This is a genomic window from Pseudomonas sp. S2_A10 (genome assembly GCF_054668465.1).
Genome location: NZ_CP162773.1, coordinates 4,735,950 through 4,755,069, shown reverse-complemented (window position 1 = coordinate 4,755,069; position 19,120 = coordinate 4,735,950). Strand labels below are relative to the sequence as shown.

Annotated in this window: 16 protein-coding genes and 1 pseudogene; 5 read left to right on the top strand and 12 right to left on the bottom strand. The window is 59.0% G+C overall.

The window, feature by feature from the left end; translation table 11 throughout:
- Positions 1-429: 429 nt before the first annotated feature.
- Entirely contained in the window at positions 430-921 is a 492-nt protein-coding gene (locus AB4N41_RS21440) for a hypothetical protein (protein ID WP_252878121.1), read from the bottom strand.
- Positions 922-1,118: 197 nt separating this feature from the next.
- Between AB4N41_RS21440 and AB4N41_RS21435 the strand changes: the two genes are divergently transcribed.
- Complete coding sequence (locus AB4N41_RS21435; protein ID WP_252878120.1) at positions 1,119-1,811, top strand: aspartate/glutamate racemase family protein; 693 nt, start codon at positions 1,119-1,121, stop codon at positions 1,809-1,811.
- A gap of 1 nt (position 1,812) precedes the next feature.
- Here the strand turns inward: AB4N41_RS21435 and AB4N41_RS21430 are convergent, their stop codons facing one another.
- On the bottom strand, positions 1,813-2,331 hold the full coding sequence (locus AB4N41_RS21430; RefSeq protein ID WP_252878119.1) for a GNAT family N-acetyltransferase: 519 nt from the start codon (positions 2,329-2,331) through the stop codon (positions 1,813-1,815).
- Positions 2,332-2,958: 627 nt separating this feature from the next.
- On the opposite strand from AB4N41_RS21430, the gene AB4N41_RS21425 reads away from it, so the two are divergent.
- The 4 genes and pseudogenes from AB4N41_RS21425 to AB4N41_RS21410 form a co-directional block, all read left to right on the top strand.
- Positions 2,959-3,318, top strand: a complete 360-nt coding sequence (locus tag AB4N41_RS21425) for a DUF6124 family protein (protein ID WP_252878118.1) — start codon at positions 2,959-2,961, stop codon at positions 3,316-3,318.
- Between the two features lie 403 nt (positions 3,319-3,721).
- Positions 3,722-6,472: an Ig-like domain-containing protein gene (locus AB4N41_RS21420; protein WP_460138003.1), complete on the top strand. Its 2,751-nt coding sequence runs from the start codon at positions 3,722-3,724 to the stop codon at positions 6,470-6,472.
- Between the two features lie 516 nt (positions 6,473-6,988).
- The gene (locus AB4N41_RS21415) at positions 6,989-9,334 is read left to right on the top strand and encodes an Ig-like domain-containing protein (RefSeq protein WP_460138002.1); all 2,346 of its coding nucleotides are present in this window, start codon (positions 6,989-6,991) and stop codon (positions 9,332-9,334) included.
- An 84-nt stretch (positions 9,335-9,418) separates the two neighbouring features.
- A pseudogene (locus tag AB4N41_RS21410) lies at positions 9,419-9,630 on the top strand (DUF6124 family protein); the annotation flags it as partial.
- Positions 9,631-10,000: 370 nt separating this feature from the next.
- Here AB4N41_RS21410 and AB4N41_RS21405 read toward each other — a convergent pair.
- From AB4N41_RS21405 to AB4N41_RS21360, 10 genes are all read right to left on the bottom strand, one after another.
- A complete protein-coding gene (locus AB4N41_RS21405; protein ID WP_041475818.1) occupies positions 10,001-10,837 on the bottom strand; it encodes an IS3 family transposase in 837 nt (278 codons plus the stop codon).
- Positions 10,834-11,136, bottom strand: a complete 303-nt coding sequence (locus AB4N41_RS21400) for a transposase (protein ID WP_252876575.1) — start codon at positions 11,134-11,136, stop codon at positions 10,834-10,836. The genes AB4N41_RS21405 and AB4N41_RS21400 overlap by 4 nt, the downstream gene beginning before the upstream one ends.
- A 95-nt stretch (positions 11,137-11,231) precedes the next feature.
- Positions 11,232-12,212 (bottom strand): substrate-binding domain-containing protein, encoded by a 981-nt coding sequence (locus AB4N41_RS21395; protein WP_252878116.1) that lies wholly within the window; start codon positions 12,210-12,212, stop codon positions 11,232-11,234.
- 144 nt (positions 12,213-12,356) lie between these two features.
- A complete protein-coding gene (locus AB4N41_RS21390; protein ID WP_252878115.1) occupies positions 12,357-13,298 on the bottom strand; it encodes a peptidylprolyl isomerase in 942 nt (313 codons plus the stop codon).
- Positions 13,295-13,765 (bottom strand): YbjN domain-containing protein, encoded by a 471-nt coding sequence (locus AB4N41_RS21385; RefSeq protein ID WP_056785756.1) that lies wholly within the window; start codon positions 13,763-13,765, stop codon positions 13,295-13,297. Before AB4N41_RS21385 ends, AB4N41_RS21390 begins: the two co-directional genes overlap by 4 nt.
- A 17-nt stretch (positions 13,766-13,782) precedes the next feature.
- A complete protein-coding gene (locus tag AB4N41_RS21380; protein ID WP_252878114.1) occupies positions 13,783-14,412 on the bottom strand; it encodes a DNA repair protein in 630 nt (209 codons plus the stop codon).
- 17 nt (positions 14,413-14,429) lie between these two features.
- Positions 14,430-16,127: a putative porin gene (locus AB4N41_RS21375; protein ID WP_252878113.1), complete on the bottom strand. Its 1,698-nt coding sequence runs from the start codon at positions 16,125-16,127 to the stop codon at positions 14,430-14,432.
- A 39-nt stretch (positions 16,128-16,166) separates the two neighbouring features.
- Positions 16,167-16,871: an energy transducer TonB family protein gene (locus AB4N41_RS21370; RefSeq protein ID WP_150635408.1), complete on the bottom strand. Its 705-nt coding sequence runs from the start codon at positions 16,869-16,871 to the stop codon at positions 16,167-16,169.
- A 3-nt stretch (positions 16,872-16,874) separates the two neighbouring features.
- Positions 16,875-17,300, bottom strand: a complete 426-nt coding sequence (locus AB4N41_RS21365; protein ID WP_003201710.1) for an ExbD/TolR family protein — start codon at positions 17,298-17,300, stop codon at positions 16,875-16,877.
- An 11-nt stretch (positions 17,301-17,311) separates the two neighbouring features.
- The gene (locus AB4N41_RS21360; RefSeq protein WP_252878112.1) at positions 17,312-19,111 is read right to left on the bottom strand and encodes a DUF2341 domain-containing protein; all 1,800 of its coding nucleotides are present in this window, start codon (positions 19,109-19,111) and stop codon (positions 17,312-17,314) included.
- Positions 19,112-19,120 lie beyond the last annotated feature (9 nt).

The following is a 19,120-nucleotide window of genomic DNA, read 5'->3' as shown; positions in this document are numbered from 1 at the left end:
TGATCAGACTCCCTTCTTCGGTTCCATCGTCCAGCCGAAAACCCGCTGGCGACGGCGACTCTACCAAAAGGCCATCAGTGACCCAAGGGAAAATGCCGGATTGGCACCGAACCTAAGGGTTTCCCCGGTCTACGCCTCACTCCTCCTGCGGATGTGGCGCTGGCCCGGCGTCATGCTCAGATTGCTTGAGGGCTCAGGTGATGGAGATGCTTTTTGATGCGCTGGGCGTGATGTTTTTGTGGCTGGCGGCGGGCTGCCCTCACCCTAGCCCTCTCGCAGAGGGAGAGGGGACTGACCGAAGTGTTTGTAGGACTCACGTCGACCTGAAATATCGCGTCGAGCTCAAGTTTTGAACGTCACTCGGTCTGCCCCCTTTCCCCCTCGCCCCCTTGGGGGAGAGGGCTGGGGTGAGGGGGTAAGCTTTTGATCTTAACCGCGATCGCGAGGTATCAGGCTCTGCAATTGCTGAGCAAGGAAATCGGCGTCGAAGGCAAACGTATCCGGATCCTTCAAGCCATTGGTCTTGCGCCACTGCCACGCACCATCCGCCAGGCCAACCAGGGAAATACTCCCGTACCGCGCCGCCGTCAGCCCCATCACTGCCAGGGAAATCTGCCCGCCGCTGCCCATCACATCCGGCACAAATTCCACCGGTTTGCCGGCAATCACAATGCTCAATTTTTCCGTCTTGAACGTCGAGGTTTCCACCGGCACGCTCGGCCCGGATGCGACATACGCCTCGCGACTGACCTCCAGCAGATTGGGCGCCTTGACCGGTTCAAGCCATTGTTCGATCTGGTCGAACAGCGCGCCAATCCGAGCCGCCCAAGCAGCCGATTGCGTGGTGAACAGTTGCTTCTTGTGCGCTTCGCTTTCGGCATAGTGGCGCAGCATCTCGCCCAGTTGCTGTACGTCGTTCATTGCGGTGTTCCTCGGAAAGGACCTGCGAAGGGTGATAGTGGCAGATCCCCGGCGCGGCGTACGTTTAGTTCTTGCAGATGCACAGTTGCGGGAAAGATCGGCGGTACAGTCAGTCGGTACTGGCGTCGAGTCTCGAACAGAAGGAAACTTCAGGCAGCCCTGAATGCTCGACACTGACATTTGCTTGAGGAAATCCAATGCGCACCATCGGCCTTATCGGCGGCATGAGCTGGGAGTCCAGCGCCGAATACTATCGCCTGATCAACCAACAGGTTCGCGAGCGCCTCGGCCCGTTGCGCTCGGCGCAGTTGCTGATGTACAGCGTCGATTTCGGTCCGGTCGAACAGGCCCAGCACGCCGGGCGCTGGGACGATGCAGCGGCGATTCTGGTGGATGCCGCGCGCAGGCTCGAAGCTGGCGGCGCAGAATGCGTGGTGCTGTGTACCAACACCATGCACAAGGTCGCCGAGCAGATTCAGGCGGCGATCATCATTCCGTTTTTGCACATTGCCGAACCCGCCGCGCAGGCTGCACTGGAAATCGACGCGCGCACCGTCGGGTTGCTCGGCACCGCGTTCACCATGGAGCAGGACTTTCTCAAGCAACGTCTGATTGCCCAAGGCCTGACCGTACTGGTGCCGGATGATGCCGAGCGCAAAGAGGTGCACCGGATCATCTACGACGAACTCTGCGTGGGTGTGATCAGCGAACAATCGCGAGAAATCTACCAAGGCGTCATCGAATCCCTGACCGCCCGTGGCGCCCAGGCAATCATCCTCGGCTGCACCGAAATCGGTCTGCTGATCAAACCCGAACACAGCGCCCTGACCCTGCTCGACACTACCGAGTTGCATGCGCAGTCAGCAGTGGCGTTCGCACTGGGCGACTGACTCAGGCTTTCGGGCTATTGCGTATACGGGCCATGCTCAGGGTGTCGACCCACTGTCCGTCGCGCACCGCGTAATCACGCAACAGCCCTTCGGTCTCGAAACCGAACTTGCGGTAGAGGCCGATGGCTGCCTCGTTATCGGCGTAGACCGTGAGTTCGACGCGGTGCAGATTCATCCAGTTATCGGCGACCTCCAGCGCCGCCGCCAACAACATCGATCCCACGCCCTTGCCCTGCCAAGCCGCCCCGACTGCCATGCCGAAACTGCCGGCGTGGGCGCGGCGCATGCGTGAATAAGCTTCCAGACCGAGATTGCCGATCACCACGCCCTGATGCAGCGCCACCAGTTTCAGCGCGCGCTCGTTGTCGGCCTGCAGTCGCTGGCGCCAGACCTCGGTGGATTGAAACGGCATTTGCAGCACTTGCCGTGCAACGACGGGGTCGTTGTAAAGCGCAGTGATACCTTCGAGGTGGGATTCGTTGGAGCGTTCGAGATGGATCGTGGAGGTTGGGTCTGACATGGGATCGGTCCGTGATCAGCGTGTGGCTGGTCACTCTAAACCGCTGATCTGGAATCTGGCGAGCGGCAATGGTGGGGGCGAGCCTGCTCGCGAAGGCGGTTGGCCAGTCACTGAAGCCTCGACTGGCAGATTGCATTCGCGAGCAGGCTCGCTCCCACATTTTGATCCAGCCCGGGCACAACCCCTGTGAGCACTGAAGATTCCTGTGGGAGCGAGCCTGCTCGCGAAAGCGACCTCATAGCCAACACCTGCTTCCCGGCAAAAACGTCTACCGTGCTGTCGCCAATTTTTTGCTTTTTAACCACCGCTGTTTAAATGACACCTGCTGACACGCCTTCCAGGCTACAAATCCTTGCGTCGTTGCCTACAGCCAAGCCAGAATCCGCCGGCTTGTGCGCCTTGGGGGCGGGTTCTATTGTGGTGCGGTCGCTGACGAATCAGCGATCGGGTCTCGCAGCCCGTCGATCTCTGGACGCACAACACCCGCTGTTTTTATGGCGGCTGTACGTGGGAGACCTTCGGGTCTGCCGGTTCTAGAGTCCCGGTCTGCGACCCGCGTACAGCTGCCACCAACCATTTCGTATCGCAGCGAAAGGTGGCAGCTCCGTCGACTCTAGGAGCTTTACCATGATCAAACCCACACCCAACCCACCCCAAACCGACCCCACCTCTCCCTACGAATCCCTCGACTCAAAAAAACTTCACCAAGCCGCCGACCGCGCCCTCGACCACTACTTCTGCCCACCCGGCTCGACCCCACCGCCGTTCAGCCCCCGCGCCATGTACGCCGTTACCGCCGACACCAAAAACGAAGACCTTCTGGCCAACGCCTGCGAAACCCTCGCCTCCGCGAAAACCATCGCCCAGGAATTCGCCGGACTGGTCAAGCCATCCCAGCGCCGAACGCTGATGGGGATTGCGCAGTTGATCATGCTCGGCGAACTGGCGGTGAATCGGGTGCTTGATAATCTGGAGTTGCCACAGTAGCGGGCCTTTGATGATCGTTCCCACGCTCTGCGTGGGAATGCCTCAAGGGACGCTCCGCGTTCCAGCTCTGGTGGGGACGCAGAGCGTCCCGGGCTGCATTCCCACGCAGAGCGTGGGAACGATCAACGCGTAAGCAATGAAGATTCCTGTGGGAGCGAGCCTGCTCGCGAAAGCGTCGGAGCAGTCAGCATTGCAACCGAACATTACGACAAAATCGCAGGCTGGCTCGCTCCCACAACAACCGCGCAAACAAGAGCCGGCTCGACCGCTCGTCTGAATACCGCCTGTACCTGTCAGATCTGACAGGTGTGCTTTTTTTCAAACTGGAGTGAGATGGATCCCATTCAATGCACGGCACGGCACGGCACGGCACGGCACGGCAAAATTCTCAGGGAGCGCTTCCATGGATATCCAGTCTTCGATTTTCAACGAATTGTTTGTCTTGTATCCGGTCATCATCAGGGGCTGGGTCACACCGGTGAAGCCGCAGGGCATTGCCCAAGGCGGGATTCCCAAGGTGCTTTACGATGGCGAGACGCAGGGTCTGGAATGTCTGATAGATCCGTGGACGGAAATGCAGCTCGCTTCCTGGACCATGGCCGCTGATGACCGCGTCGATCTGTACGTCAACGACAACCCTACTCCCGCAACGGGCAAGACCGTTGCCCCGGGCGAAGAACAACAGCGGGTGCGCTTGTACTTGCCCCACGGCTGGCTCAATCAGGGCGTCAATCGCCTGTATTACAAGGTCACGCGCGTAGGAGGTAACGATGAATCGTCTCGGGACACGCTAGCCCTCTACCATTTGCGTCTGCCGGAATCTCTGGATCTGATCATTCCGCCGGAAGTAGTACGTGAAGGCGTGGGGCCGGAGCTCGCCGCACGAGGTGTGACATTTGCGTTTACTTACACCAACCGACGCCACTTCGACTCCATCGTTTTTGCGCTCGGCGATACCACCGTGCGCTTCGACGTGCCCGACGCGCCGGCCCCGATCAACCTGACCCTGCTCACCGATACCTTCCAGCGTGCCGGTGACAACCCGAATGCTGTGGCGGAATTCAGAGTATTTGACCAATTGGGCAATGCCGTCATGTCAGGTGAAAAGCGCGTGGACATTCACCTCGGTCGCCTTTCTCTGCTGGCACCCACCGTCCGTGGCATGAACGGCAATCAGTTCAGTCCGACCACTCCGGAAATCAGAGTCCTCGTACCGCAGGGTTCGTTACTGCCCACCGACACGTTGTGGGTGAACTGGCAAGGCGCGACGGCTGTCCCTGAAGGCTCCTACCCAAGCCCACCTCGGCTGGTCAGTGCCGGCCTGGAGATTGCGGTACCGCGCTCGGTGCTCGCCTACAGCCTGGGCCAACGGGTTGCAGTCAGTTATTTTATCGACCGCGACGACAAACCCGTGGAGTCGGCTGTGTTGCTGCTGGACATTCTGCCGCTGCCGGCAACCGCTTTGAACTCCCCGAAAATTGTCGAGGCCGATGCCAACAATTTTCTCGACATAACGGCGCTCGGCACCAAAAACGCAACCATTCATGCGCTGCTGCATACCTTGATTGAAGCCGAACAGCCCTGCTGGCTGCGGCTTGAGGGTAAGAAGGCTGATGGCACTGCGCATAATCTGACGATCTGGGCAGGATTACCGGCCAAGGTCAACAGCACTTGGATCAGGCAAGGCTTCTGGCCGAAGTCGCTGGCTAACAGCTATCTCGTGCAATTGGGGCATGGCACGACACTGACGCTTAAGTACCTGGTGGCGCTGGACAAGAGCAATATCGAAACGAACGCAGTGAAATTTCCGGATCGGGTTTACACGATCAAGTCTGTAGAACTGGTTGTGCCGACACTGGACAGGGTATTGGACTCGAACGGTGAGGAAGTGCTGGAAGGGGGATGGACGGTCAGCACTAGCTTAACGTTGTCGGGAACTGCCAGTAAGGGACTGGATATCGAGGTGTTCGATGATGATGGGTCGAGCACGGTTGCCAAAGGCCGAGCGACGGCCGACCCGCTGACGGGAATCTGGACACGGGAAGTAACTGTTGCCGAAGGGAAGCACCGGTTATTTGCCAGATCGTTGTATCACGGTGGTGAGGTGGATTCTGACGCGCGGAGTTTTACGGTGACAGCGGATGTTGCGCCGACGATTGATTCGGTTAAAGGCTCTCCGAGTGGCAATGAGATTAGTCATGGAGGCGTCATCGTTGAAACGGCTGTGGACCTCACTGGCACAGCGGCGAAGGGCGAGAAAGTCCAGATTCTGGACAATGGCGAGTATGTAGCAGAATCCTCGGCGGATACCAATACGGGCAAATGGGTTCTGGAAATCACAGGGCTGACAGAAAAAAAACATAGTTTTACGGCAGAGGTGAAGTACGGCCCAGGACAAAGCTCAGCCACATGGACGCTTACGGTAACGGCGCTGGTGATACCCGCCCTAACTAATATAATTGACGATATGGGTATGGACATTCCCAGCGGCCAAACTACCGCAAGCACGACATTGACACTCAAGGGCAAGGCAAGCAAGGGTTTGAAGGTTGAAATATTTGATGATAATGGTACGAGCGTTGAATCAAAAGGCGATGCCACAGCCGAGGCGATAAATGGAACGTGGATGCTGCGACTGTTTGACCAGCAACTGGGTGCTCACAACTTCCACGCCAAATCCAAATACAGCGACGGCCATGTATCAAATTTCCACAAACTAACAATCGTTAACTATGTAGAAGAAACCTTTGATGACTTGCCTACCGGGCCTGCAACGGAAACTCCGACCATGTTTATATCTGGAACCGTTAGCATCCAAAAGAATTATCGCTTCGCACCTGGTTACCCGACAGGTCACGCACTCACATCAGGCAGCTTCATTTACGAAAACCAAATATGCCGCATGCAACTTAAAAGGAGCTATAAAAGAATCACACTATTAATGCACTCTTCCACAATCAGAGCACCTGGACATATACGCATTTATCGAGACAATGCATTAATAAAAACCATACCAATCCATTACCTTGCCGGCAACACATCGGACTCACTCCAACTTACAGAAGAAGGAGGAATTGACCTTGTAGAAATTTATGGAAGTTATCTGGGGACGGTCGGTGCCTTTCAAATTGACAGCGTCCGAATGTATAAGTAATCGTTGGCACATCATGCAGATTTGCCGCGATGACTGCGATTTATTAAGTAATGGATATGGTGGTTGGGCTGACGTCATCGGGTGCACAAAAGGGACAGATTCAATTAACCAGTGATTGATGATCGTTCCCACGCTCTGCGTGGGAATGCCTCAAGGGACGCTCCGCGTTCCAGCTCTGGTGGGGACGCAGAGCGTCCCGGGCTGCATTCCCACGCAGAGCGTGGGAACGATCAACGCGTAAGCAATGAAGATTCCTGTGGGAGCGAGCCTGCTCGCGAAAGCGTCGGAGCAGTCAGCATTGCAACCGAACATTACGACAAATTCGCAGGCTGGCTCGCTCCCACAACAACCGCGCAAACAAGAGCCGGCTCGACCGCTCGTCTGAATACCGCCTGTACCTGTCAGATCTGACAGGTGTGCTTTTTTTCAAACTGGAGTGAGATGGATCCCATTCAATGCACGGCACGGCACGGCACGGCACGGCACGGCACGGCAAAATTCTCAGGGAGCGCTTCCATGGATATCCAGTCTTCGATTTTCAACGAATTGTTTGTCTTGTATCCGGTCATCATCAGGGGCTGGGTCACACCGGTGAAGCCGCAGGGCATTGCCCAAGGCGGGATTCCCAAGGTGCTTTACGATGGCGAGACGCAGGGCCTGGAATGTCTGATAGATCCGTGGACGGAAATGCAGCTCGCTTCCTGGACCATGGCCGCTGATGACCGCGTCGATCTGTACGTCAACGACAACCCTACTCCCGTAACGGGCAAGACCGTTGCCCCGGGCGAAGAACAACAGCGGGTGCGCTTGTACTTGCCCCACGGCTGGCTCAATCAGGGCGTCAATCGCCTGTATTACAAGGTCACGCGCGTAGGAGGTAACGATGAATCGTCTCGGGACACGCTAGCCCTCTACCATTTGCGTCTGCCGGAATCTCTGGATCTGATCATTCCGCCGGAAGTAGTACGTGAAGGCGTGGGGCCGGAGCTCGCCGCACGAGGTGTGACATTTGCGTTTACTTACACCAACCGACGCCACTTCGACTCCATCGTTTTTGCGCTCGGCGATACCACCGTGCGCTTCGACGTGCCCGACGCGCCGGCCCCGATCAACCTGACCCTGCTCACCGATACCTTCCAGCGTGCCGGTGACAACCCGAATGCTGTGGCGGAATTCAGAGTATTTGACCAATTGGGCAATGCCGTCATGTCAGGTGAAAAGCGCGTGGACATTCACCTCGGTCGCCTTTCTCTGCTGGCACCCACCGTCCGTGGCATGAACGGCAATCAGTTCAGTCCGACCACTCCGGAAATCAGAGTCCTCGTACCGCAGGGTTCGTTACTGCCCACCGACACGTTGTGGGTGAACTGGCAAGGCGCGACGGCTGTCCCTGAAGGCTCCTACCCAAGCCCGCCTCGGCTGGTCAGTGCCGGCCTGGAGATTGCGGTACCGCGCTCGGTGCTCGCCTACAGCCTGGGCCAACGGGTTGCAGTCAGTTATTTTATCGACCGCGACGACAAACCCGTGGAGTCGGCTGTGTTGCTGCTGGACATTCTGCCGCTGCCGGCAACCGCTTTGAACTCCCCGAAAATTGTCGAGGCCGATGCCAACAATTTTCTCGACATAACGGCGCTTGGCACCAAAAACGCAACCATTCATGCGCTGCTGCATACCTTGATTGAAGCCGAACAGCCCTGCTGGCTGCGGCTAGAGGGCAAGAAGGCTGATGGCACTGCACATGACTTGACTCTCTGGGCTGGGTTGCCAGCTAGAGTCAACAGCACTTGGATCAACCAGGGATTCTGGCCACAGACGCTGGCAAACAGTTATCTCGTTCAATTGGGGCATGGCACGACACTGACGCTTAAGTACCTGGTGGCGCTCGACAAAAGCAATATCGAAACGAACGCAGTGAAATTTCCGGATCGGGTTTACACGATCAAGTCTATGGAACTGGTTGTGCCGACACTGGACAGGGTATTGGACTCGAACGGTGAGGAAGTGCTGGAAGGGGGATGGACGGTCAGCACTAGCTTAACGTTGTCGGGAACTGCCAGTAAGGGACTGGATATCGAGGTGTTCGATGATGATGGGTCGAGCACGGTTGCCAAAGGCCGAGCGACGGCCGACCCGCTGACGGGAATCTGGACACGGGAAGTAACTGTTGCTGAAGGGAAGCACCGGTTATTTGCGAGATCGTTGTATCACGACGGCGATGTGTATTCCGAGGTGCGGAATCTGACAGTGACGACCACGCTTGAGATCGATCCAACCACTATGTCCCTTGATGGATTCCAGTTCTATCTAGCGGCCTCTCCTTACTCAGCACCTTGCGATAAAACAGCATATATACACCCGAAAGCCCATCAAACAAGAAAAGCACAGGGAGGGATACCCCCTTATAGATATAGTTCCTCCAATCCGAATGTCGCCTCTGTTGACACAACAACCGGCCAAGTTATATCAATTAGAAATGGCACAACTGAAATTACCGCCCATGATGCCCACAATGACCATGTGAGTTACACAGTCAGCTGCTCGAACGTATATGAACTGGTATGTAATCGGCAAAAAATCAGCTATGCACAATCGCTTGCATGGATGCGATCTATAGGAGCAACCCTTTTCCCTGCGGCCCCACACCCAAATGAGCCGAACCCTCTGGCGCAGACTGTTTCAGTCAGCTTTTATAGTGATCCAGGGGACGCAACCTATCACTATTGGTGCACGACAATGTTGTGGGATGGCGGCAATTTTACGACCATAGCGTCCATAAATCGCGCCGGAATCTTATCAAGTGGGGGCTATGGAACGACTCCGAACATTCTGGCGCCGTCAATAGGATACCGCCCCCGCAACTGATCCTGCCCATAGGCCTAAAACATTCGTTAGCAATAAAAGAGGCTGCCCTTACACAAAGGCACAAAGGGGACGGATTTATTTAACCGAGCCATGTACGCCGTCAGCGCTGACACCAAAAACGAAAACCTGCTGGCCAACGCCTGCGAACCCTCGCCTCCGCGAAAACCATCGCCCAGGAATTCGCCGGGCTGGTCAAACCATCGCAGCGCCGAATGCTGATGGGGATTGCGCAGTTGATCATGCTCGGGGAACTGGCGGTGAATCGGGTGCTGGATAATCTGGAGTTGCCGCAGTAGCGGGTCTCGCGACGGGCTCTGAGTCAGGCGCCGGCAGTGCCGACGCCTTCGCGGGCAAGCCCGCTCCCACAGGAGATTTGTGTCGCTCACACGGCGGCGGTTACACCGCCGATTTGATGATCGTCCCCACGCTCTGCGTGGGAATGCCTCAAGGGACGCTCCGCGTTCCAGCTCTGGTGGGGACGCAGAGCGTCCCGGGCTGCGTTCCCACGCGGAGCGTGGGAACGATCAACGCGTAAGCAATGAAGATTCCTGTGGGAGCGAGCCTGCTCGCGAAGGCGGTGGGTCAGTTACTGAGGCTTCGACTGGCGGATTGCTTTCGCGAGCAGGCTGAACTGGTCAAGTAATATTGGACACCAGTTAGGGTTTTTCAGGCCGCCATTTTCTCCATGGCGACCGGTGACCGGTAGTTGTTGTAGCTATGGAGTCTGGTGTTGTTGTAGCGCATTAGGTAGCGCTGCAAATCAACCCGTGCTTCGTACTCGGAGCGGTACCCCGCTTCAGGTACCCACTCCGATTTCAGACTTCCAAAGAAACGCTCCATCGGTGCGTTGTCCCAACACTCTCCCTTGCGACTCATGCTCTGCCTCAGCCCGTGCGCTAGCAGCTCATTCCTGAATTTATGGCTGGTGTACTGGCAGCCTTGATCGGAGTGAAACAGCACGTCTTTAGGTCTGCCTCGCAACTCAACGGCCATTCGTAAGGCCTCACAGGTCAGTTCCGCATCCGAGATCATTGAAAACGCCCAACCCACCAGTCGGCGGGCGAAGAGATCCAAAACCGCAGCGAAATACATCCACCGGGTGCCGACCTTGATATACGTGACATCGGCGCACCACACCTCATTGATTGATGTGACATCGAACTGGCGCTTGAGCACGTGCGGTGCGACCAAAGCCTCTACGCCTGATGATTTGTATTTATGGCGCCGGCGCTGACGGCTAGTCACTCCGGCTTCACGCATCAAACTACGAGCCATGTACCGCCCGACTCGATGTCCTTTGGCCTGTAGTTCCCGGGAAAGGGTGCGTGCCCCGGCCGATGCTCTCGATTCCTTATGATGCTCAACCAGCATGGCTTTGAGTTTCTCCCGCTCAGGACTCACCTTGCCTTGGCGCTGACGCCAGGCATAAAAGCTGCTGCGGCAAACATCAAACACACGGCAACAGTCGTTAACGCCGTATAGCTCTGCCAGCTCATTGATCAATGAGAATGATCTTTGGCGTCCAATAGCAGCAGAGCACTGGCTTTTTTTAGGATTTCAATATCCCGGTCTTTTTGCCTGAGCAAGGCTTTGAGTTCTTGAATCTCTCGGTGGTCAGCTGTAATCGCTTTGGCCCCCACCGGCGTTGTACCCAGGCGCTCTTTGCGAACCTGGGCGACCCAGCGACGCAACGCGGTAGGGCCGATGTCTAGACTGGCACAGACTTCGGGAACCGATATCCCCTCGTCCAATACCATGCCGACAGCCTTGAGTTTGAATTCAATTGAATAAGAGTTACGCATATCCGAACACCTCAGATTTGGACGCCATCATAGCGCCTGATTGAAGTGTCCAAAATCATTAGGCCAGTTCAGGCTCACTCCTACAGGGGGTCGGGTTAAGGCTGGAACCATTCGTGGCGTTCGTTGAAGGTTTGCTGGATGAGGTCGGTGAGGGCTTTGATTTCGGGGGAGTTTTGCGAGTCGGTGTTGACGGCGAGCCACGCGTGTAGCTGCATCGGTTCGGCGAATAATCCGGGCAGTGCGATGAGGCCACGGTCGAAGCGGCTCATGTATGCCGGCAGCAAGCCAATGCAGGCGCCACAGCGGATCATCTCGAGCATCAATTCATAAGACTGCATCTGTACCACCCCGGCCAAGCGCTGCTCGACCAACTCATTCCAAGGCCGAAAGCTCTCAACATGTCGGTCATGCTGCCATTGCACAAGCATGAAATCCGCCAGATCTTCCGGCGTTTCCGGTCGCGCTGTCACTCGTGAGTAGCGCTTGGCGATATGCGGCAGATAGTCGATCCGCACGAGGTGTTGCGGTTCGCTGGTGGCGAAGGTGGGGCCGGGATTTGGGGTGTCCCCGGTTGCGAGCCAGAGGACGATGTCGGCACTGACCGCACGCAGGGCCAGCTCACTGTCCAGCGCGATGATTTCCAGGCGCAAACTGGCATTGCGCCGCAGCAGTGCGATGAGGTCGCGGCCGAGGATGTCGTGGAGGATGGATTCGGCGACGGCCAGACGAATCAGCGGTTGTTCGAGGACCGGGAGTTTGCGTTCGTGGGCCAGGGTGATGAGTCGGGCCTGCAACTGTTGGCCTTCGCGGGTCAGGCTGAGGGCGCTGCCCTGGAAGCTGAACAGGCTGCGTTGCAGTTGCTGTTCGAGTTGCGCGAGTTGTTTGCGCAATACAGTTGAGCGCACGTTGAGGCTGCGCGCGGCTTGCATGAAGCAGCCGCAGCGAGCACTGACCAGGAAGTATTGGGCGACTTCGCTGTCGATGGTCGCGGCCTGGTTTAGCCAGGGTTCGGAGCGGGATGGGGGCGATTGGAAATCAGCAGTGCCCGAGCGTCCTGCGGGTTCGGTGAATGACATTGATGACTCCCTGTCGATCTAATGTGGTGTCGTTACGCAAATCTTTTAGGAGCTGCGGCACGCTGCGATCTTTTGATCTTTAAAAGCAAAATCAACAGATCGCAGCCTCGTTTCACTCGACAGCTCCTACAGAAACACTGTGTGTCAGTTACCTATCACTTTGTTCAGTTCGGCACCGTCGATGCTCAGGGTGGCGGTGTTGAGCATGCCGTCCAGATAAGCCTGGGCGATCTGTTCCTGGCGTTGTGCGCGCAGGGCCTGGGTCAGTTGGTCGCGCAGTTCCTCCAGCGTCGCGGTGCGGGCCGGTTGCTGTTCGGTGAGTTTGATTACATGAAAACCGTCGGCGCTTTGCACAGGATCTGACACGGTGCCCACCTTGAGCCGCGCCACGGCGCTGCGCACTTCCGGCACCAGTTGTTGCAACGGTTGCAGGCCGGTATCACCGCCCCGCTCTGCCGTGACGCGATCCTGCGAATATTGCGTAGCGAGCGCCGCAAAATCAGCCGGTGCTGATTGCGCCTTCTTGCTCAATTCAGCGGCTTGTTTGCGCACCGTTTCCACATTCGCTGCGTCACTGACGCCAAGGAAAATCTGACTGACCCGGTACATCGGCGGCGTCTGCCAATTGGCCTTGCCGGCGTCGTACGCCTGCTGCAATTCAGCTGCGCTTGGATACTCCGCCGGCACCTGACTCACCGAGCGCAAATAATCACGAAACACGATTTGCTCAGTCGCTGCGCGAGTCTGCCGGGCGACGTCCGGACGCTGCGCCCAACCCTGCGCATCGGCCTGTTCCAGCACCGCTTTCTCGGTCAGCCGCGCACGAATCCAGCGCTCCAGCGCCTCACGGTTACCGCGCAATTGCTCGCGGGTTTGCGCCGGGACGGTGGCCAGCAGCGCCTGCAATTCCTCTGGCGAAACCTGCTGATTGCCCAACCGCGCGACTGCTGGCCCGGCTGCAACCGCCGGCAACGGCGACGGCTGCTGGGCGGCGACCGGATCACTGCCCGGTCGCAGCACCAGCGCCACGGCCACCACCAACAACGCCACCGCTCCGGCGCCGATCACCATGGCAGGCTTTTTCACAGTGCGACTTCCTCTGCTTCGGCGACAGCGGATTTGGCGGGTTGCACAGCAGCGGTCTGGCTAAAATCGCGCAGGTAAACGATGAATTCCTGCAACAGGCGATCCCACAACTCCAGATTGCCGCGCAGGTGCTCGTTGCTCACCCCTGCGGCCACGACCACGTCCATTTCCATCAGCAGAAACTCACCCTGCAACGACAACCGTGCAAACCGCCGCGTAGCGTTCCACTGCTCGGCCACGCCCTGGGGCAAGTCGCCCTGCACGCGCAGCGCACAGCTGAAGGTGAAATCAACAAAGCTGCCCTGCTCCACCGCCGGGTTGCCGAAACGCACGGCGTAGCCGATGCCCTGACTGGCGCTGAGCAACTGGACGATGCCGTTCTGTTCGCTCTGGTTGACGCGGTAACCGGCGGCTTGCAGGACGTCGGTCAGTGATTGCGGGGAAACGTGGGTGATCAATTGAGTCATGGCTTTCTTCCTTGCTATCAGTGAGCGATCGCCGCTTGCGGCGCGTCGAATTGGGTTTTGTACAGCTCGTCGCCGAAGCCCTGGGCCAGTTCATCGAACTTGACCCGGGCGCTGCCGGCGAAGGGCTGGCGGATCTTCATCACTTCGGCGACGTCGATGTTTTCGTAGGCCGTGAGGATCTGTTTGGCGACGCCGTACATTTGCTGATTCTTGGCTGAACATTGCTGCACTTGTGTGTCACGTTCCGCCAGTTGCGCTTGCAGCTTCGAGCGTTCGGCTTCCTTGCCGCGAGCGAGGACCAGCAATTCGTCATAGGCTTTTTTGAACTTGCCGGTTTGCTCGGCACTGGCCGCCACTTGCGCCTGAGCCTGGCTGTGCAGGCTCTGTTGCTGCCCGGCGAGTTGCTCGGCGAGGCCTTTGGCCTTGGCCAGTTCGGCGGTCAATTGCTTGATTTGCGCCTGGGCTGCCTTGACTTCGTTCTGCGCCGCCAGTTGCGCGGCGCTGGCCTGGGCCTGTTGGCTTTGCAGGGCCTGCAATTGCTGGGTGGTGCTGCGCAATTGCGTGCGCAAGCGTTCTTCCATGCCTTCGGCGCTCGCCCCGGTGGCAAGCAGCAAACCCAGGCCCAGCGCGAGAAAACGCGTGTTCATAAAGCTCTCCCGGCGCCTTAGAAGCGCGTGTTGATCTCAAGCTGCAAGACGTCGATGTCGAACGGTGCGCCGTACACCGCTTCGGTGCTCATCCAGCGACCCGTGGCGGAAACGTTCTTCGCCAGGCCGTAGTTGCCGCCCATGAAATAGCCCTTGGCGTTGGTGCCGCCGAGGTGGAACGAGGAGTCGTTGAAGCCGTCGGGCAAGGCGTCCGGCTGGATGTACTTGTAGCCGGCGAACAGGTTCCAGTCGCCCTTGCGTTTGAGGTCCAGCGCGTTGCCGAGGGTGAACTGCACCATCCACGCATTGGCGCCGCTTTCGATCTCGCCGTTGCTGTCGAGGTTGTTGACGATCTGCCCGGCGGAGCGCTTGCGCATGTCGCCTTCGTCGTAGCTGAGGTTGTGGATGTAGTGGCCCTGGCTGCGCAGTTTGAAGTCCTGCGGCAGGTCGGCGTCCCACACGACGTTGAGATCGAGCAGGTTGAACTCGGACGCGAGGCCGACGAATTGCGGTTGCGGCGTAGTGCTCGGGTTGAGCGGGTTTGGCGTGATGTCACGCAGCAGGAACACGCTGTTGCCCTTCTGCATGAACGCCGCGCGGGTGCCGTCGCTGTCGCAGCCCGGCGCGCCGGCCCACGGTTCGCAAGGGCTGGAGCGCTGGCCCTGAATATCGTCGAAGCGGTAATAGGCCAGCGCACCTTTGAGGCGGTTGTTGCTATTGATCGCCCATTTCGCGCCGAGCTGCGCGCCGTACAGCCACTTGTTGTCGCTCTCTTCCTTGTCGAAACCGTTGCTGCTGGAGGTGTCGTTGGTGTAGTCCACCGGGAATGCGCCGACGGTGCCGAACACCCCCCAATCGCGGTTGAGCTTGTGGTCGAAGATCGCTGCCACACCGTCGAAATTCAGGTCGTTGGAATAGAGCATGTCGGTGGACATGAACGGGTTGGCGAAGCGCCCGCCGGTCAGGGTCAGTTCGTCCGTTGGCTTCCAGCTCAGGTAACCCTGATCGAGCCAGATGTCCTTCTTGGCGAAGCCGCCACCGAGGTTCTGCGTGGTCGATACCGGGTTGTTGTCCGAACCGGTGCCGATGCGAATGCCGGCGGTCCATTCCTCCGAAATCACCGCTTTCATGCCCAGGCGAGCGCGCAGGCGAAAGAGGTTTTCCCGGTCTTCACGGGTGTTGAGCAACGGCGGCAGGCTGGTGCTGCTGTTGGGGTTCACGTCGTACGGGCCATTGTTGTTGAGCTTGGCGAAGTCGACGATTTCGTTGCTGTTATTGCCCGAGTAGTAACGCGATTCGTCTCGCAGGCGAATGTCGCCGTCGAAGCTGATCCGCGAGGCCCAGTCCGGGAAGGTATTCGGTGCTGCCCAGTTTTCCTGTTTGGCGGTGGCCATGACCTCGGCTTTGACCTGATCGCGGATCTGGTCGCGCACCGCTGCCGGCACGTATTGCACGCGCACATCCCCCGGCGCGGCGACCGGCCCGGCCGCTACGGCAGTGGACGCGGCAGCCTGTTTGGCCTGCGCCGCTTCGTTCTGGGCCTGGGCGATCAGCGCGTCGGCTTTGTCCTGTTTGAGAATGCCCTGCTCGACCAGCAAGCGGATCAGATTGATCGTGGCGTTCTCCGAAGGCGCAGGCGCTGCCATCGCCTGACCGACCAGGGTCGCAATGACCATGCCGACCGCCAGGGACAATCGATTCACGTTGGAAATCATCTGCACACAACTCCTTTTGCCAAAGCTTGAATAAGTGAATTAACCCGGACGCCGCCCTTGCAGGGACAGGCGCACGGGCAAAGTGATGGAGGCCGGAGGCCGTTCGCTGAGGGCTGGCGCACCGCGTAAAGCGGCCAGCACCTGGGTATCGATTTGCGGGTTGCCACTGGACTTGATCAGCTCGACACGGGTGATCTCGCCGACGCTGCTCAGCCACACATCGGCCTGCAGCGAAAATGCGAGGTTGCGCAGCTCGGGGTTCTCGCGCAGCAAACGCTGGAAAGTGAACGCGAGAAACTGGCTGTACGTGCCCGTACCCAAACGCCCGCCGCCAGCACCGGCCATGCCGCCGCCCTTGCCCGCGCCGATGTTGAAAGCGTCGCTGCCGGCCTGCGCGTCGCCGTCCATTTGCATCGGGTTGGCCAGGTCGTCCGCCGGCGATGGCGGTGCTTCTTCTTCAGGCTTGACCTCCTCCGGCTCCGGCGTTGGCTCAGGCTCGACGACTTTTTCTTCCACCGGCGTTTCCGGCTCTGGCGGTTTCTCCGGCGGCGGTGGTGGCGGTGGCGGCAACGGAATGATCGTCGGCACCTTCGGCGCTTCGCGACGCACGCCGGCCATGTCGTTGGCCCACTGCCAGAGGAACCACGCGGCGAGTGCGCCGACCAGCAATCCGGCGCCCCACTTCACATAGCGCAACGGCGTCTTTTTCACTGGCGGCGGCTCGATCGGGAGTTGTGCGGTCATGACTCAGCCCTGACTCGGTTTGCCGGTGACGAGACCGACCTGGGACAGTTCGAGCCGACGCAGCAGGTCGAGCACTTCGATGACTTTCTGGTACTGCACCGTCGCATCGCCGCGCACGATCACCGGAAAATCCGGGCTCTGCGCTTTCTCGATGCGCAGGCGTTCTTCCAGCTCCGCCAACGTCACGGGATAGGCATCGAGAAACACCTGGCCGCCGTCGTTGACCGAGATCGCCTTGGTCTTGGCCTCCGACAGCGACACCGAAGCGCTGGCCTTGGGCAGGTTGATCTGGATCCCGGAAACCTGCGCGGTGGCGGTGAGGATGAACATCACCAGCACCACCATCAGCACGTCGACCAGCGGAGTGATGTTGATGCTGTCGACTGCGGCATCGTCATCATCGTCGTGGGAGGCATTTACGGACGCCATGGCAGTGCTCCTCAGGCCGGTACGGAGTGGTTGGCGTGATGGCCGCGCTGGTGCGACGCCTCACTGAACTGGCTCTCGCCGTGCATCTCCGCCAGACGGGTGATGAACTCGTCGACGAATACGCGCATGTCGGCGCTGACTTCCTTGTTGCGGGTGATCAGGCGGTTGTAGCCAAACAGCGCCGGGATCGCGACGAACAGGCCCATCGCCGTGGCCAACAGAGCGGCGGCCATGCCCGGCGCGATGGCATTGATATTCACGTCGCCGGCCATCGCCGTGCCGAGGAACACCACCATGATCCCCAGCACCGTGCCTAGCAGGCCGATATACGGACCGCCGGCGATGGCGTTGGACAGGGTCGAGAGTTTCGAACTCAGTTGCTGGTTCTCGCGGGTGCGCACACCGTCCATCGAGCAGCGGATGGCTTCGATGGTCGCGGCGGAAACCGACGAGGTATCGGCGCCCTGCTCGCGGCGGGTGCGGATCTCTTTGACCGCCACCAGATAGAGGCGCCACAGCGACGAATGCTGCAGACGTTGAGCCAGTTGCGCGTCGTCGGCGAACATCTCCAGACGCGTGCCGACCTTGGCGAATTGCACGCGAAAGTCTTCGTTGGCCGCAGTGACGCGGCTGAGGCTGCGGTTCTTGCGTAGCATGATGATCCACGACTGGAACATCATCAGCACCAGCACGGCGATGATCACCCAAGCGTCGATCGGCACCGCGTTGAGGAGGAAGCCGAGGCTGCCGAAACCGAAGCCGGATTGTTCTTCATCGACGCCGTAAGCGACCAGTTTCGACTCGGCGCCTTGCGAGGTGGCATCGGCCAGCAACAGCGCAGCAGGTCGGGCAATTTTCGACAGGCGCAGTTCGTCGATGGCGCCAGAGAATGGCTGCAACGCGCCTTCCTGCAGATCAGCGCCGATGGCCATGACCGAGTTGAATGCCGGCATCGCCTGGGCCAATGCAGCGCTCTCGCGACCGTTGATGTACAGGGTGACTTTCGAGCCCTCGGCGGTTAGTGCGAGGTGTTGCCATTGCCCCGGCGCCAGCGCTTGGGCGGCAGCGGCGCGCTGGCCGTCGATTTCCACGAACGGCAGGCCTTGGCTGACGCCGATCAACAGGCTCTGCGAGCCTTCGCGTCGAGCGAGAATCAGTTGCTCGCCAGAGGCCTGATCCAGACGCAGCCAGGCACTGAAGGTGAACGCGCTGCCGGCGTTGTGTTGCAGTGAAGGACTGGCCGGCAGCAGTAACGGTTGACCGCTGAACTGCAACGCACGGCCGACGACGCCATCGATCGCTGTGCCGGTCGCGCTTTGCGCGGTGTTGCCGTACGCCGTGGTGTCTTTCGCCGGGGTGCCGGTGGCGCCGTCGAAGTGATACAGCGCGGTGTAATTCGGATCGAAAGTCAGTTGGCCGTTGCCGGTAGCCGGGGCTTTCTGGTTGCCGTAATACATCCAGATGTCCTGACGTTGGCCACCCTCGACATTCGGCACATCGACCCAGATCAGCGCCATGCCCATCAGCGCGTCGAAACTTTCGATCTGGTGGTTGAGCACGGTCTTGTCGTCGGCAGCGACGAAGCGCAGATCGGAGCCGTCCTCTTTCACGCCGTCGAAGGTGAAGTTGCCGGTGTGCAGGCGCACCAGCAGCGCGGTGCGGCCAAGGGCCTGATTGATCGCCGCGCCCTGCGGTGTGGTGTCGACGGCGATCTGTTTGCGGTAATGCCAGTCGTCCTGCCACCAGGCCTGAGCCGTGGCCGGGAGCACGAAGCCCAGGCAGATCAACAACGAAAGGAAGAGGCGTTGCATGGACGTGCT

Coding starts and splice junctions, on each gene's coding strand:
- AB4N41_RS21360 (WP_252878112.1), bottom strand. CDS start 19,111: ATGCAACGCCTCTTCCTTTCGTTGTTGATCTGCCTGGGCTTCGTGCTC.
- AB4N41_RS21385 (WP_056785756.1), bottom strand. CDS start 13,765: ATGACTCAATTGATCACCCACGTTTCCCCGCAATCACTGACCGACGTC.
- AB4N41_RS21400 (WP_252876575.1), bottom strand. CDS start 11,136: ATGCGTAACTCTTATTCAATTGAATTCAAACTCAAGGCTGTCGGCATG.
- AB4N41_RS21435 (WP_252878120.1), top strand. CDS start 1,119: ATGCGCACCATCGGCCTTATCGGCGGCATGAGCTGGGAGTCCAGCGCC.
- AB4N41_RS21380 (WP_252878114.1), bottom strand. CDS start 14,412: ATGAACACGCGTTTTCTCGCGCTGGGCCTGGGTTTGCTGCTTGCCACC.
- AB4N41_RS21420 (WP_460138003.1), top strand. CDS start 3,722: ATGGATATCCAGTCTTCGATTTTCAACGAATTGTTTGTCTTGTATCCG.
- AB4N41_RS21425 (WP_252878118.1), top strand. CDS start 2,959: ATGATCAAACCCACACCCAACCCACCCCAAACCGACCCCACCTCTCCC.
- AB4N41_RS21395 (WP_252878116.1), bottom strand. CDS start 12,212: ATGTCATTCACCGAACCCGCAGGACGCTCGGGCACTGCTGATTTCCAA.
- AB4N41_RS21365 (WP_003201710.1), bottom strand. CDS start 17,300: ATGGCGTCCGTAAATGCCTCCCACGACGATGATGACGATGCCGCAGTC.
- AB4N41_RS21440 (WP_252878121.1), bottom strand. CDS start 921: ATGAACGACGTACAGCAACTGGGCGAGATGCTGCGCCACTATGCCGAA.
- AB4N41_RS21415 (WP_460138002.1), top strand. CDS start 6,989: ATGGATATCCAGTCTTCGATTTTCAACGAATTGTTTGTCTTGTATCCG.
- AB4N41_RS21370 (WP_150635408.1), bottom strand. CDS start 16,871: ATGACCGCACAACTCCCGATCGAGCCGCCGCCAGTGAAAAAGACGCCG.
- AB4N41_RS21430 (WP_252878119.1), bottom strand. CDS start 2,331: ATGTCAGACCCAACCTCCACGATCCATCTCGAACGCTCCAACGAATCC.
- AB4N41_RS21375 (WP_252878113.1), bottom strand. CDS start 16,127: ATGATTTCCAACGTGAATCGATTGTCCCTGGCGGTCGGCATGGTCATT.